Genomic DNA, 11,591 nt, shown 5'->3' with positions numbered 1-11,591 from the left:
AATCCGCCTTAGATGGAAACCGTGTCGCCTGGCTGTATTGCTCTGGCGTCACGTTCTGAATAGGTGATCAGATCTGTATTGCTGTAACCCCCCTCGCCCAGAACCTCAACACGAGTTATCCAGTAATTACGGCGCGGGAGCACATCCAGCACCTTTGTCACAACGACCTCAACGGGATTCATCAGAACACCTCCTGATCATCAAAAGCACCAGAGGCAACCATTTCTGAATAGGTCGCATCACCCATCACAGCACCGCAATCAGGACAACCGCCGCCAGTACGCCCACAACAACCACAAACGCGTAGAGAGCCGATCACCTCGCCAGCCAAGTTGCGAGATTTGGCCCCTACAGATCGGCGGATTTCGAATGAATTAAGGGTGAACGGGTAGTAAATTTTGCGGGTTTCCGGGGTATCGCTACCGGAAAAAACAGACAGGCATCCTTCGTTGTTATGAGCGGTAATCAATGACTCAACCAGGTCACGGTGATCATCGACAGTGAAGGGTTTGCCGTACGCGGTAAAATCAGCCGTTTTACTCGCTGGCAGGTAAGGCGGATCACAGTAAATTACTGTGCGCTCAAATATGCGACTAGCAACAGGGATGGTGTAACGGAAATCAGCGCAAAGAAACTGAGCACCTTTCTCATATGCTCGTTTTGCAAAGTGCTGGATCTCTGCAACAGGGAAAATTGGCTTGCGGCGACGACCAAATGGAACGTTAAATTCATTCTTCCCATTCACTCGGTATAAACCGTTATAGCAATGACGGTTTAGATAAAGGAATAATGCTGCAAACTTTACAAGTTCACTCTGATAATAAACCTTTCCATCAGAAGTTTTTTTATTATGCTGGGGAAAACCACGATTAAAATCATTAAATTCATTGCGGCGTTTATAATATGCATCTTCATTATTACCGCCATCAAATAGAGTAGCAGCGACATCTAGCAACGATTTAGTATTGCTCTTCAATATTGAATAGAAGTTCATAAGCGCTGCGTTGCTATCACACAGAATATAGGTTTTATAGTCAGTGTTCAAAAAGACACTACCACTACCTACAAAAGGCTCAACGAGACATTCACCCTTTGGCAAAGCCTCCAGTACATGAGGCATCGCGCGAGACTTGCCGCCCGCCCAGATCAGAGGGGAATTAACCATTTTTTTGCTCCTTGATTTCTGCGGCCTTTTCTCTGTTGTAGATCCAGTCTTCCAGGCTGCGATAAATTTCATTGGTGGACAGCTTTTCTTTTTTCAGTAAGGTTAATTTGATACGTAACAACCCAAGCAGGTGCGCGCGTTCATTTGTTTGAATTGTCATAATCAACCTCCTGAAAAAAGATAAAGCGAAGCCCCGGCAGAAATGCCGTAAATAAACAGATTCAGATTGCAGTTATTTAATTAACGAGCACCGCTATTCCAGTATTTTTCTAATTCAACACTGAAGGCGTCACAAATAGAGCCGCCCGGAAGAATAGAAAATTGAATGCCCGTCTCTTTACAACGCACCTCAAAACCATTTCTCGCAATATCAGACAATGCCATTCCCTGAACAACATTACGCGACTTGCTGTGCTGATGACTGGGGCTATAACCACTGCGGGACGGTGTGCGGGTTCCGTCCTGCCGGGAAGCGTTGACGCTTTGGCGGGCATTCAGAATTGCTGCGGTTGAAGTAGTCATTATTTCCCCCGATGAAGCTGATCAATCGTCTGGCGGGCCTGAGACAAACCGAAGTCCAGCCCCAGATAATTCCCGCCTTTAGTGATTTGGTAGCGCTGGCGCGAGTATGGTTTTTTGCGTGGCAGCTTCACGATGGTGAAGCCGCGATAGATTGCTGTCTTGCTGTTGATTTGGATAAGCATCATCAATCCCTTCGCTTGAGCTATCAGAGGCCCATCCAGAGCAACCAGGCATCGCGCTGTTCTACAGGGCGGTTATAAAACGCCTCACGTACGCCTCGATTGAACTCAGGAACAAAAACCAGCTTTTCACCCGCGCGCGCTTTTGGCTTCGACGGATCACGAAACTCAATAACCGGCAGCTTATTTTTTTCAATCATGGTTTGTACGGCTGTGCGTGGTTTACCCAGCAATTCCGCGAACTTATCAGGATGAACCGCGTCTAGCGGGTACTGAATTACATAGTCATTTGCTTCCATAAAACCTCCAGTTAGTTGCCGGGTAAAGCCCTGCCCGGATCAGGGTTTTGTGGTATATTTTTTACGCCCTCAGTTCTTGCCGGAACGGGCGTAACCATCACCACCACAAGGAGTAAATTCATGTCCGATACGGATAAATTTCACGTACCTAGAAAACCCGCCCCCTCTCCAGAAAAAAGCAAAGGCGGCGAAGATGATGAGGATTAAATAAATATGAACACCCAACCAACTGAGTATCAGAAGCGATCCGCTTTGATTTTTCGGATATGGAATAGCTATTGGCTTGAGCGTATAGGCGAAATATTCAACCGCCGTATTGATACCGTACTCAACGCCCTTGTGCTGATACTTGGCGCATCCGTGTTTGCTAATAGCTCTTTCAGTTGGTTGTTCGGTGGAGTCATCGCCATTCTTAGCGGGTGCCGCATTGCCTGGCATTTCGGAGAAAGGGCGGAAGCAGCAAAACAACAGACTAAACGCTACTCCGCTCTTATTGATGATATTAACAAACTGAGTACGGATGAGATTGCCGCACGTCTCTCTATGATTGAGGAATTCGATAGCATTGTAATGGAGTGCATGGATAACCCCGCTCGAAACAAGGCATGTATTTCTATGGGAATTGAAAGTCGGGAGCATCTTAATTTTCCTGAAAAGTTAATTGCTTTGTTAACGGTCGGTATTCCACGCTAAATCGTCCACTGCTATATGAGCCGGTTTTGCACCGGCTCACTCATACCGCACAACCCCCACGAACACCCCACATTCTGAATAGACCTTGCGTAATGCCCCGCCTACCACCCCAGAATCAACATAAACAACATATCCCTGCATGATTCATCCCCACTTGGTTACATGCTAACCTTGTAAGATCCAGCGGCTTTAAAACGGCTCAGGAGGGTTCCTGACCTGCTGGACTCTCGCTCTAAAAGGTTTCCTTTCGAGTACCTTTTGGGGCAAATATAGTCTCCAAGGGGAAACTTTGTCAAATGAAAACATCGGAAAAGCTCCGGGCAATACGGAAGGCAGAAGGGCTAACACAGGCAAAATTCTGTGAAATCAGTGGAGTGGCACTAAGTTCGCTCAAGAACTACGAAGGAGGCCATAAAGAACCAGGCCTTCAGATTGTGAAGCAGATCGTTAACGCCCCACAATTCAAGAAGTACACACTTTGGATTATGACTGACGACACAGCACCAGAAGCCGGGCAAATCTCCCCGGTCGTCGCACACTCTGGGCAAGACGAAACAACCTCGTCACCCTCAGGCCGCAAAACTGGCTGACGATTAACCGGGCCTATATTTATTACATAAGTTGTTTACTTGTAAGGAAATATAATTTCAGGCGTTACAACGAAGTAAGTAAGAAACCTCGGACAGTAACTACTAATCCGGGCAAGTTTGAAAGCTCTATTCGGAGGGTCTTATGACTATCAAAAGACTCGATGATGGGCGTTATGAAGTGGATATCAGACCGCGCGGGCGTGAAGGACGTCGCATCCGCCGGAAATTTGAAAGAAAAGCTGAAGCAGTTGCCTTTGAGCGCTACACATTAGCGAACGCTAATCAGAAGGAATGGGCGGGCCAGAGAACAGATCGCAGATCTCTATCTGAATTACTGGATACCTGGTGGAAGTATCACGGTCAAAACCATGAACACGGTGAGAAGGAATTTAACCACCTCACGAAGACGATCGGCGGCATCGGTGACATACCCGTTAGCCGCGTGAGCAAACGGCTTCTGATGGACTACCGTTCTATGCGACTTCGTGACGGTATCAAGGCATCAACCATTAACCGTGATATGTATCGTTTTTCAGGTATGTTCACCAAGTTGATTCAGTTGGAAGAGTTTTCCGGTACCCATCCAGTGCATGGATTGCCACCACTGGCTGAAGAAAACCCAGAAATGACATTTCTGGAAAAGGAAGAGATCAGCAGTTTGCTAAATGCATTAACCGGCGATGCAAGATTGATTGCCCTTCTGGGAGTCAGCACCGGCGCGCGATGGTCTGAACTGGCAACATTAAAGCCCTCGCAGATCGTCAATTGCCGTGTGACGTTCCTGAAGACCAAAAACGGTAAAAAGCGCACTGTTCCAATTTCTGCCGAACTGGAAAAGCTGATCAAAAAGGAGGCAAGCGCGAAACTGTTTAAAGTGGACTATGAAAAATTTTGTCTGACTCTGAAGGCGGTAAAAGCAGACATACCACCGAACCAGGCAACACATATTCTGCGTCATACCTTCGCAAGTCATTTCATGATGAACGGAGGAAACATTATCGCGTTACAGCAGATTTTAGGACATGCCAGCATTCAGCAAACGATGGTTTACGCGCATCTTTCGCCAGACTATCTGCAAAATGCTGTCTCACTAAATCCGCTTGCCGGTGGCGTATCGCTTTAAGATAAGAGTGACCCAGAGTGTCCACATTACGTCCACACTCTGGGAAATTCAAAACGGCCCAGGCTGGCTCCAGCTTTTTATAAGTGGCTGTTTTTGCTTGTGGTTATACGTAAGTTATTGATAAAAAAAACCCCCACATCATGTGGGGGAAGACAGGGATGGTGTCTATGGCAAGGAAAACAGGGTTACTACTGGGAACGTGAGTTGCTACTACTCAATAAATTCAACGATGAGCTTTTTTTCCAGTGCGCTACATCGCGCAGTTGCTCCATTCGTTGTTCATGTTTCTCATTTAAAACCGCTTGCTGCTCTGGCGTTAACAGGCGATACATCTGATTGCGGATCCTGGCTATTTCAACCTGGCGGGCAACCTGTTCTTGCGCCATTCTTTCTGCCTGAGCGCGCACTGCGCTTTCATCAAATTTCTCTGCGGTGACAAGGCGATGCATTGTCTCCATTTCGCTAACATTAACAGGAGGCTGTTCGTGTCTTGCCTGCTGCATTAAATCTCGCATCTGTTGACGTTGATGTTCGGTTAAACTGATACCGTCAAACATGTGGCTCTGAACGCTGCGTTGCGATGAGCCTTCACCCAGGTGCCAGTGATCGCCTGTGACGACTTCAGCTGCATGGCTAAATGTACTGAGTGCCAGCGTTGAGGCCATGACGGCAGCGGTAACTTTGCCCATCACTTGCTCCCAAAATCTTTTCTGTCGCGATTCAACGAGAGACAGTTTACGATTCGGGCTGCAAACATGCGTCAGGGGGTGTAAAACAACGTAAAGTCATAGATTAGCGACGCCTGATGACGTAATTTCTGCCTCGGAGGTACGTAAACAATGAATAAAATCCTGTTAGTTGATGATGACCGAGAGCTGACTTCCCTGTTAAAGGAGTTGCTCGAAATGGAAGGTTTCGATGTACTGGTTGCCTATGATGGGGAACAGGCGCTTGAGCTTCTGGATGACAGCATCGATTTACTTTTGCTCGACGTCATGATGCCGAAGAAAAACGGCATTGATACGCTGAAAGCACTTCGTCAGACACACCAGACACCCGTAATCATGCTGACCGCTCGCGGCAGCGAATTGGATCGCGTACTTGGCCTTGAGCTGGGCGCGGACGACTATTTACCTAAACCGTTTAACGACCGTGAACTGGTCGCGCGCATCCGCGCTATTCTGCGTCGCTCACACTGGAGCGAACAGCAGCAGAACAGCGATAACGGTTCGCCGACGCTGGAAGTTGATGCGTTAAGCCTTAATCCGGGTCGCCAGGAAGCCAGCTTTGACGGGCAAATTCTGGAGCTAACCGGCACCGAATTCACCCTGCTCTATTTGCTGGCTCAGCATCTCGGTCAGGTGGTTTCGCGTGAGCACCTGAGCCAGGAAGTGCTGGGCAAACGCCTGACGCCTTTCGATCGCGCGATCGACATGCATATCTCGAACCTGCGTCGTAAGCTGCCAGAGCGTAAAGACGGACACCCGTGGTTTAAAACCCTGCGTGGTCGCGGCTACCTGATGGTCTCCGCTTCATGATAGGGAGCTTAACCGCACGCATCTTTGCCATCTTCTGGTTGACGCTGGCACTGGTGTTGATGTTGGTACTGATGTTACCCAAGCTCGACTCACGCCAGATGACCGAGCTACTGGACAGCGAGCAGCGCCAGGGGTTAATGATTGAGCAACACGTTGAAGCTGAACTGGCGAACGATCCACCCAATGATTTGATGTGGTGGCGTCGCTTGTTTCGGGCGATAGACAAGTGGGCGCCGCCAGGACAGCGGTTATTACTTGTTACGACGGAAGGACGCGTGATCGGCGCAGAACGCAACGAAATGCAGATCATTCGTAACTTTATTGGTCAGGCCGATAACGCCGACCATCCGCAAAAGAAAAAATACGGTCGCGTTGAGATGGTCGGGCCTTTCTCCGTCAGAGACGGTGAAGATAACTACCAGCTGTATCTCATACGACCTGCCAGCAGCTCACAATCTGACTTTATCAACCTGCTGTTCGACCGACCGCTGTTGTTGCTGATCGTCACCATGTTAGTCAGCTCACCGCTATTGCTTTGGCTTGCCTGGAGTCTGGCGAAACCGGCGCGTAAGTTGAAAAACGCGGCGGATGAAGTAGCTCAGGGTAACCTGCGTCAACATCCTGAGCTGGAAGCCGGTCCGCAGGAGTTCCTGGCGGCAGGCGCGAGCTTTAACCAGATGGTGACGGCATTGGAACGGATGATGACCACACAGCAACGCCTGCTGTCGGACATCTCTCACGAGCTGAGAACACCGCTAACGCGTCTGCAACTGGGCACCGCTCTGCTGCGCCGTCGTAGCGGTGAGAGCAAAGAGCTGGAGCGCATTGAAACAGAAGCTCACCGACTGGACAGCATGATCAACGACCTGCTGGTGATGTCACGTAATCAGCAGAAAAACGCGCTGGTCAGCGAAACAGTGAAAGCTAATCAGCTTTGGAGTGAAGTGCTGGATAACGCCGCCTTTGAAGCTGAGCAGATGGGTAAATCACTCACGGTGAATTTCCCGCCGGGTCCGTGGCCGCTGTACGGTAACCCAAATGCGTTGGAAAGTGCGCTGGAAAACATTGTGCGCAATGCCCTGCGCTATTCACATACGAAGATTGAAGTTGGCTTCGCGGTGGATATCGACGGGATTACCATCACCGTGGACGACGATGGCCCAGGCGTTAGCCCTGAAGACAGAGAACAGATTTTTCGTCCGTTCTATCGTACCGATGAGGCGCGCGATCGCGAGTCTGGCGGAACAGGTCTGGGTCTGGCGATTGTTGAAACCGCAATTCAGCAGCATCGTGGCTGGGTGAAGGCCGAAGACAGCCCGCTGGGTGGCTTACGGCTGGTGATTTGGTTACCGCTGTATAAACGCGCTTAACAGGCTTCCCCGGTACGACATGATTACCGGGGAAGCATTCACGTTATGCCGCCGCAGCCGCAGCCGCTAGCTTTTGCTTTTTAATTCGCTTCACCAGAATGGTCGAGCAGATAAAGCCCATTAAGCTGAACGCAATCATCACGCTAAAGACATAGTTGTAGCCAGTGATGCCGCTATTGGTATCCAGCAAATAGCCGTACAACGTGTACGCAAACATCGCTGGCATATAACCGATGATGCAACCAAATGCCATTGCCGAGCCCGCATACTCACGTGGGGTACCGATCTCATCCATCGGCGCGAAGAAAATGGCGCGCTGTGAGAAGATAATCGCTCCGAACCCTAATGTCGCCGCCATACCGATATACACATTCATTGTTTGATGCGGTAACTGCATGAACACAAGCATCGCCACAGCAGAGATCAGGAACGTCCACTTCAGATACACTGTCGGTGATTTAGCAACTTTATCTGCCAACATTCCACCAATCGGCCCACCTACCATTTTTAACGCATACTGGTTGATGATGCCGTACGCACCGACGAGAGCTACCGGCAGCATATAGATATCTTTTAAGAACGGAATAAAGTAAGTCAGTCCACAGTACGCGGCATAAACGAAGAAAATACCTAAAGAAGCCAGCCAAACATTAGGGCAGGACAAAACATGTTTGATACCCTTTAAAACTTCCATGTTGGCACTGGTTTTCTCGCCGCCTTTCACTTTGTCATCATCGACAATAAAGTACGTCACAATACCTGCCACAAGCGTAATTACCGTATAGAACAACAGGCCCGCCTGCATCCCCGCTTTACCTTCACCAAACTGAACGAAGACAAACAGAGCGCCAGATGCAACGATAACATCCACCACGCCACGTCCGGCTTCTAAAAAGCCGAACATGCGTCCTTGTTCTTCTTTCGTTCCCAGCAAACGAACGGCTTTCAGCAATACCGGCCAATAAACCACATCGGCAAAGAAAGCCATCGCGGCAAAGCAAATGAGATAACCGGTAAATGACGGTAGCGTTGCCAGATATAAGCCACATAACCCAACGCCAATCAGACCGAACGGTAATAATATTTTCTTGGAGTAACGATCTGCGATATAGAGAGAAAGAAAAAGTCCGGTTGTCTGAACAATCGTATAAACCGTAAAGCTCAACCCAATTTGCGTATTAGTTAAACCCCAGTCATTCTGCATTGGCACATAGAAAACATCTTTCATACTTGAAAGCTTGAATATCGTGCCGCCGCCTAAAATCAAAAAACAGAGCCTTGCCCATTTATTCATGAACATGATTAAACCCTCATTGCTTGTTGAGAGAAATATCTAAATTAAATTGTATAATTAATAAAGCCAGGGGATTATTTTCATAATCCTTTCCGCATTTAATAATATTTTAAGAAAACTAATTAATTGCCTATAAACTTGTCACATATATCACGAATGTATTTTATTTGGGCAAGAGCATGTTCTTTTTCCTGCGCCAATCGCGCATCAATCATGTTGCTGTCAGGCAGCGGCGTATAACTTGCATCGCGCCATGGGATCCATGGATTATCACCCTCATCGTCGAAGCGAAATGCAGGGGCATAATATTCAACTTCTTCTTCCAGACCAAAAGCATGTACTTGCGGTTTATCTTCACCTAAAAGTAATAATGCCTTAAGCATCTCTTCCATGGGTAAATCGCCGTGTCCTGAACGACAAGCCTCATGCCCCCAGCCTTTACCTTCTTTAATAATTTTTGCGTCTTTGATATGCACCTGAGTGATCAGAGGAGACATAACCTCTAACGCAGAAAGCGGCTGTTCATTAGCATTAATCATGTTGCCAAAATCAAACAGAATAGAGAGATTTTTCATCCCGCTATTGTTAACCAGCGTCACCAGCTCATGGCCTTGCAGATCTTCATGCTGTTCGATAGTAAAGCTTAGTCCGCAATCGTCATACTGAGACAGCCATGCAATATCATTGGCAATCTTCGCCATAACATCGTTGAGATGCCCTTCATAACGCGGGTAGAAACGCACTGAAGTTGCACCAGTAGCAACAGCAATACGGATGGCATCCGTCAATGTCGCCTTATCCGATGCGCTTGTTTCGATATGCACATCCAGATTATATTTTTTGGCCTTCTCTTTAAAATCGTGTAGCTGCTGATCGTTCAGTTTCTGCAGTGATTGGGACTCACCATCCTCAACATGTATTTTTACACCCTTCAATTTTTGCTGATGCGCAATATCCAGAAGATCCCCCGGCAGGACTCTCTCGTAGCGCATATTCAGATGAAAAGCATAAGCATGTAGGTACAGCGGTATATTTCTCGCGCGTTCCGCAAGAAGTTCTTGGTTACATTTTCCCATTATTTTTCTCATTCATCGCGAATAACAAGTTCCACTGATTCAAGTCTCCAGTATTCGAAATCAACCTGAACCACTTTTTTATCTCGGGTAGCCCGATGTTTTTCTACTAAAATTCCATACGTATTAGGCGCAACACCCAGCTCTTTGCAGGCCACTTCTGGCATATTGACCGGTTTAAAAACCATTTCTTTGATATTTAAAACATGGCCAAATGCATCTTCCCAGACGCTGGCAAAAGACTGATTGCCCAATTTATTAATGAATCCTGGCGCAACATCGGCATCAATATAGGATTCATGGTAAAACACTTTATGTGAATCAAGACCGCACCAACCGGTAATCAGATAACGATCGCCCGAAGAGAGAAAAACATCCTCAACATGGTGTGGGACTGTATCAATGGTTTCTTTGGTTAAATAATCCCAAAAAGGCTTACGTCCCTGAGCACAGGCTTCAGCATTGAAGCTGGAAAGTGATTTAGGGTTATAAATAAATCGCTTCGACGAAATAAACCAACCACTGCGGTTCTTACGGAAAATACGCGCATCGATCTCAAGCTCAATCAGAACCTGACGTAAGGTCATACGCTTTGCATCCAGCAGCTCACATAACTCCCTTTCCGAAGGCAATTTGGACCCCGCTGGTAAATTCTTCTCGTTTAACCAGCTTTCAAAGCGCTCCCTGAGCACATCAACATTGTTTTTCTTTTTCATTTCGCTCATCTGGTTTAAACCAATTTGAAGCTAAGATATTTGAGTGCAGGAAATACTCAAGTTTTTTTTCAACGCAGAGTTTCTTTTTGTGGACCAGGTATCAAGAATGGCTTTGAAGCAAACCGTGACCGTCAGGTTTTTGCCCGGTTTGGTACGCAGGGGATGAAGCACGGGGGAGAGGTAAATCAGGTGTCGCCACCTGATTTAATAGCCAGATGAAGGTAGGTTTATTTTCCCCACAAACGGCGGGAATTGTCTTCGATCTTGCCGCTTAAACGGCGCTTTTGCATCGTTCTGGTCCAGCTTTTCGATAACCCAGCAGCCGACAGTAAACGGTGATATTGCGAATCATCAAACGGCATATGCCAGGCGATAGCAATGGCCTCCCGCACGCTGACGTCGCTCACGCGTGACGCCAGAATCAATGGTGCGTCTGCTGACACCTGACCAGGCGCGATGACGCTACACAGCCAGCCCGTCTTGCCCGCATCTTGCATCTGGCTGGCCATATCGCTAATGCCAAAATGGAAATTCAGCTTAAAGCACGGCGAGCGCGGCTGCGTGACCTGAATCAGCGCCTCTCCCCACTGGAAAATGTCGCCAATATACACATTATCTTCAGTCAGCCCCTCAGTAGAGAGGTTCTCACCAAACGCGGGGGCGACAAATAGCTCCGCCTGCTCCGGAAACGCTTGTCTCCAGTGCTGATAGTGTTCACGCGGATAGTGACACAGCGCGCGATCCGGCCCGCCGTGAATTTTCGTTTCCGCTTGTTCATCCCCCGTCAGCCCCAGTTCGGTCAGCATCAACTCACCGTCAATCTGGACTTTAGCAATCGCGCTGGGACGGCTTCCCGTGTAGTCCCGAACTTTGCCTGTAAAAACATCGACCGGATATCGCATCTGTTCCCTCTCCCGATAAATTTCCCCCATTACACCACATTTATTTTACCCCAGTCGCTCAAAATGAGAGCACGGTTCACATGAAACTTAGGGACACATGCTATCAATGTAATCTGGTTTTGAAACA

The 11,591-nt window shown here is 48.0% G+C and carries 16 protein-coding genes; 5 read left to right on the top strand and 11 right to left on the bottom strand.

The genetic code is table 11. From position 1 onward, the window contains the following. Positions 1 to 8 precede the first annotated feature (8 nt). From OGY09_RS00835 to OGY09_RS00810, 6 genes are all read right to left on the bottom strand, one after another. On the bottom strand, positions 9 to 182 hold the full coding sequence (locus tag OGY09_RS00835) for a hypothetical protein (protein ID WP_172944130.1): 174 nt from the start codon (positions 180 to 182) through the stop codon (positions 9 to 11). Then, positions 182 to 1,165: a DNA adenine methylase gene (locus tag OGY09_RS00830; RefSeq protein WP_032174856.1), complete on the bottom strand. Its 984-nt coding sequence runs from the start codon at positions 1,163 to 1,165 to the stop codon at positions 182 to 184. The genes OGY09_RS00835 and OGY09_RS00830 overlap by 1 nt, the downstream gene beginning before the upstream one ends. After that, positions 1,158 to 1,325, bottom strand: a complete 168-nt coding sequence (locus OGY09_RS00825; protein ID WP_157920733.1) for a hypothetical protein — start codon at positions 1,323 to 1,325, stop codon at positions 1,158 to 1,160. Before OGY09_RS00825 ends, OGY09_RS00830 begins: the two co-directional genes overlap by 8 nt. Before the next feature lie 80 nt (positions 1,326 to 1,405). Continuing rightward, positions 1,406 to 1,687 carry a hypothetical protein gene (locus tag OGY09_RS00820; protein ID WP_032174424.1) on the bottom strand — a complete coding sequence of 94 codons (282 nt, stop codon included), beginning with the start codon at positions 1,685 to 1,687 and terminating at the stop codon, positions 1,406 to 1,408. Beyond that, positions 1,687 to 1,872 (bottom strand): DUF4761 domain-containing protein, encoded by a 186-nt coding sequence (locus OGY09_RS00815; RefSeq protein ID WP_233471372.1) that lies wholly within the window; start codon positions 1,870 to 1,872, stop codon positions 1,687 to 1,689. Before OGY09_RS00815 ends, OGY09_RS00820 begins: the two co-directional genes overlap by 1 nt. A gap of 20 nt (positions 1,873 to 1,892) precedes the next feature. Further along, positions 1,893 to 2,165, bottom strand: coding sequence for a Cox family DNA-binding protein (locus OGY09_RS00810; protein ID WP_032174422.1), 273 nt, complete (start codon positions 2,163 to 2,165; stop codon positions 1,893 to 1,895). A 213-nt stretch (positions 2,166 to 2,378) separates the two neighbouring features. Here OGY09_RS00810 and OGY09_RS00805 point away from each other — a divergent pair, with 213 nt between their 5' ends. The 3 genes from OGY09_RS00805 (at position 2,379) to OGY09_RS00795 (ending at position 4,571) form a co-directional block, all read left to right on the top strand. Continuing rightward, positions 2,379 to 2,858 carry a hypothetical protein gene (locus tag OGY09_RS00805; protein ID WP_032174421.1) on the top strand — a complete coding sequence of 160 codons (480 nt, stop codon included), beginning with the start codon at positions 2,379 to 2,381 and terminating at the stop codon, positions 2,856 to 2,858. Between the two features lie 296 nt (positions 2,859 to 3,154). Then, positions 3,155 to 3,448, top strand: coding sequence for a helix-turn-helix domain-containing protein (locus tag OGY09_RS00800; protein WP_032174420.1), 294 nt, complete (start codon positions 3,155 to 3,157; stop codon positions 3,446 to 3,448). 142 nt (positions 3,449 to 3,590) lie between these two features. Further along, a complete protein-coding gene (locus OGY09_RS00795) occupies positions 3,591 to 4,571 on the top strand; it encodes a phage integrase (protein WP_286589775.1) in 981 nt (326 codons plus the stop codon). 188 nt (positions 4,572 to 4,759) lie between these two features. Here the strand turns inward: OGY09_RS00795 and cpxP are convergent, their stop codons facing one another. After that, positions 4,760 to 5,260: a cell-envelope stress modulator CpxP gene (cpxP, locus tag OGY09_RS00790; RefSeq protein ID WP_008787022.1), complete on the bottom strand. Its 501-nt coding sequence runs from the start codon at positions 5,258 to 5,260 to the stop codon at positions 4,760 to 4,762. 150 nt (positions 5,261 to 5,410) lie between these two features. On the opposite strand from cpxP, the gene cpxR reads away from it, so the two are divergent. Together cpxR and cpxA are read left to right on the top strand one after the other, a co-directional pair. Further along, positions 5,411 to 6,109: an envelope stress response regulator transcription factor CpxR gene (cpxR, locus tag OGY09_RS00785; RefSeq protein ID WP_003028763.1), complete on the top strand. Its 699-nt coding sequence runs from the start codon at positions 5,411 to 5,413 to the stop codon at positions 6,107 to 6,109. Beyond that, on the top strand, positions 6,106 to 7,479 hold the full coding sequence (cpxA, locus tag OGY09_RS00780) for an envelope stress sensor histidine kinase CpxA (protein ID WP_032945590.1): 1,374 nt from the start codon (positions 6,106 to 6,108) through the stop codon (positions 7,477 to 7,479). The genes cpxR and cpxA overlap by 4 nt, the downstream gene beginning before the upstream one ends. A gap of 43 nt (positions 7,480 to 7,522) precedes the next feature. Here the strand turns inward: cpxA and OGY09_RS00775 are convergent, their stop codons facing one another. The 4 genes from OGY09_RS00775 to yiiM all read right to left on the bottom strand — a co-directional run bounded on the left by OGY09_RS00775 (position 7,523) and on the right by yiiM (position 11,464). Beyond that, positions 7,523 to 8,773 carry an MFS transporter gene (locus tag OGY09_RS00775; RefSeq protein ID WP_095533158.1) on the bottom strand — a complete coding sequence of 417 codons (1,251 nt, stop codon included), beginning with the start codon at positions 8,771 to 8,773 and terminating at the stop codon, positions 7,523 to 7,525. Between the two features lie 122 nt (positions 8,774 to 8,895). After that, positions 8,896 to 9,849: a sugar phosphate isomerase/epimerase family protein gene (locus tag OGY09_RS00770; protein ID WP_020996111.1), complete on the bottom strand. Its 954-nt coding sequence runs from the start codon at positions 9,847 to 9,849 to the stop codon at positions 8,896 to 8,898. Between the two features lie 8 nt (positions 9,850 to 9,857). Then, the gene (locus OGY09_RS00765; RefSeq protein WP_032945585.1) at positions 9,858 to 10,562 is read right to left on the bottom strand and encodes a GntR family transcriptional regulator; all 705 of its coding nucleotides are present in this window, start codon (positions 10,560 to 10,562) and stop codon (positions 9,858 to 9,860) included. 227 nt (positions 10,563 to 10,789) lie between these two features. After that, positions 10,790 to 11,464: a 6-hydroxyaminopurine reductase gene (gene yiiM, locus OGY09_RS00760; protein ID WP_020996113.1), complete on the bottom strand. Its 675-nt coding sequence runs from the start codon at positions 11,462 to 11,464 to the stop codon at positions 10,790 to 10,792. Positions 11,465 to 11,591: the final 127 nt, after the last annotated feature.

Origin of the sequence: Citrobacter sp. Cpo071 (assembly GCF_030332765.1) — a bacterium.
Lineage (GTDB): Bacteria > Pseudomonadota > Gammaproteobacteria > Enterobacterales > Enterobacteriaceae > Citrobacter > Citrobacter portucalensis.
This window is presented reverse-complemented; position numbering and strand designations above follow the sequence as displayed.

Coding starts and splice junctions, on each gene's coding strand:
- cpxA (WP_032945590.1), top strand. CDS start 6,106: ATGATAGGGAGCTTAACCGCACGCATCTTTGCCATCTTCTGGTTGACG.
- OGY09_RS00830 (WP_032174856.1), bottom strand. CDS start 1,165: ATGGTTAATTCCCCTCTGATCTGGGCGGGCGGCAAGTCTCGCGCGATG.
- yiiM (WP_020996113.1), bottom strand. CDS start 11,464: ATGCGATATCCGGTCGATGTTTTTACAGGCAAAGTTCGGGACTACACG.
- OGY09_RS00775 (WP_095533158.1), bottom strand. CDS start 8,773: ATGAATAAATGGGCAAGGCTCTGTTTTTTGATTTTAGGCGGCGGCACG.
- OGY09_RS00770 (WP_020996111.1), bottom strand. CDS start 9,849: ATGGGAAAATGTAACCAAGAACTTCTTGCGGAACGCGCGAGAAATATA.
- OGY09_RS00820 (WP_032174424.1), bottom strand. CDS start 1,687: ATGACTACTTCAACCGCAGCAATTCTGAATGCCCGCCAAAGCGTCAAC.
- OGY09_RS00835 (WP_172944130.1), bottom strand. CDS start 182: ATGAATCCCGTTGAGGTCGTTGTGACAAAGGTGCTGGATGTGCTCCCG.
- OGY09_RS00765 (WP_032945585.1), bottom strand. CDS start 10,562: ATGAAAAAGAAAAACAATGTTGATGTGCTCAGGGAGCGCTTTGAAAGC.
- OGY09_RS00825 (WP_157920733.1), bottom strand. CDS start 1,325: ATGACAATTCAAACAAATGAACGCGCGCACCTGCTTGGGTTGTTACGT.
- OGY09_RS00815 (WP_233471372.1), bottom strand. CDS start 1,872: ATGATGCTTATCCAAATCAACAGCAAGACAGCAATCTATCGCGGCTTC.
- cpxP (WP_008787022.1), bottom strand. CDS start 5,260: ATGGGCAAAGTTACCGCTGCCGTCATGGCCTCAACGCTGGCACTCAGT.
- OGY09_RS00800 (WP_032174420.1), top strand. CDS start 3,155: ATGAAAACATCGGAAAAGCTCCGGGCAATACGGAAGGCAGAAGGGCTA.
- cpxR (WP_003028763.1), top strand. CDS start 5,411: ATGAATAAAATCCTGTTAGTTGATGATGACCGAGAGCTGACTTCCCTG.
- OGY09_RS00805 (WP_032174421.1), top strand. CDS start 2,379: ATGAACACCCAACCAACTGAGTATCAGAAGCGATCCGCTTTGATTTTT.
- OGY09_RS00795 (WP_286589775.1), top strand. CDS start 3,591: ATGACTATCAAAAGACTCGATGATGGGCGTTATGAAGTGGATATCAGA.
- OGY09_RS00810 (WP_032174422.1), bottom strand. CDS start 2,165: ATGGAAGCAAATGACTATGTAATTCAGTACCCGCTAGACGCGGTTCAT.